1 pseudogene is annotated in these 1,409 nt (G+C 70.3%); it reads right to left on the bottom strand.

Annotation, left to right across the window (positions count from 1 at the left end):
• Positions 1-1,409, bottom strand: a pseudogene (locus tag U9980_RS28030) (metallophosphoesterase); the annotation flags it as partial.

The following is a 1,409-nucleotide window of genomic DNA, read 5'->3' as shown; positions in this document are numbered from 1 at the left end:
AGCTCCAGGGCGAGCTGGTGTGTCAGAAAGGTCTTGCCGTGGCCGGAGTCGCCGAGCACGAGGACGAACCGGGCCTCGTCGGTGGTCAGCCACTCGACGATCTGTTGGAGTGCGGGGTCGGCGGCGGTGCCAGTTCCCGTGCCCGTCGCGGTGCCGGTAGTGCGGTGGACCCGTCGGATGCGCTGCGGCACATACAGCTCCGGTGGGTAGTCGCGGTCGGTGCGCAGCCGGGCCGTCTGCCGCTCGACGTAGCCGCGCAGGTCCAGCACACCCTGGTATTCGGGCATGCTCAGCAGCTGGACACCATGCCGCTCTGCGTGGTCGACCAGCTCCGGCGCGGCCTGCGTCCCGCCGGTGTAGACGAGGTCGGCGAACAGACCGGGGACGGCGGCCAGGTACGGCACCCGGACCGTCGTGGCGAACTCGTCGACCGCCGCCGCGTCCAGTTTGCTGTTCGCGAGTTCGCCGTCGATCAGGCCGACGACCCGCTGCTCGACGACACGGCCCTCAGCCCGCCGCACCCGCAGGTGCGCCGGCCGCCCACCGGACGTCTCGACCCGCTCGACCGTCGCGTGCGGGTGGTGCAGGCGGGCCACCTTGGCGATCTCGTCAAGCGTGTCGGGTGGCCGCCGCGGTGGTCCGGACAATCCGTGGGACAGCTCGTCGTCGTACGGGTTCTGGTCGGACCATTCGCGGCCGTGCCGGCCGGATCGGTGCCGGCCTTGCTCACCCGCCGTGTCGTCCGGCCCAGGTGAGTGGGGGGTCGGGGATGGGAAGGCCGCGTGCACCGACTGGAACGTGTGCGGTGTGCGCACCGACCACGAGCTGCCGGCCGGGTCGACCCGCAGGTCACCCGTCCAACGTTTCTGATCGGGCTCGTAGCGGCGGGCATAGCGGGTGAACCCGTCCCGGTCGATCCGGAGCAGCTGATACTGGTTCGGCACCTCCGACGGGCGGGCCTGCGCGTCGACCGCCGCACTGCCCGTGGACCCGACCGGCAGCCCGGAGGACAACCAACCGACCCGGCCGTCGTGGGTGTGGCCGTGTAGCAGCAGGTTCAGGTGCGGGCCGAGGATACGGTCGAGATCGTCGGCGTCGCGCAGGTTCTCGTCGTCGGAGGTGGCGTCCCGGATGGGGTTGTGGTGGACGGCGCCGATTCGTAGCCAGCCGTCCCGCTCGTAGCGGCCCAGCGCCTCGGCGACGGTACGGAGCTGGTGTTCACCGAGCCAGCCGTAGTGCTCCTCGTGCGTTTCGGCCATCGTCGAGTTCAGTCCCGCCACCACGACTTTGCGGTCAGGGATCTCGACCACCGACCATTCCGCGCCGACAGTGAACCCGATCGCGGCGTCGACACCGTAGAACCGCCGCAGCAGGGCGTCGAAAAATTCCCATTTCGGCCAGTACGGCGA

This window comes from Protofrankia sp. Cr1 (genome assembly GCF_963555865.1).
GTDB lineage: Bacteria > Actinomycetota > Actinomycetes > Frankiales > Frankiaceae > Protofrankia.
This window is presented reverse-complemented; position numbering and strand designations above follow the sequence as displayed.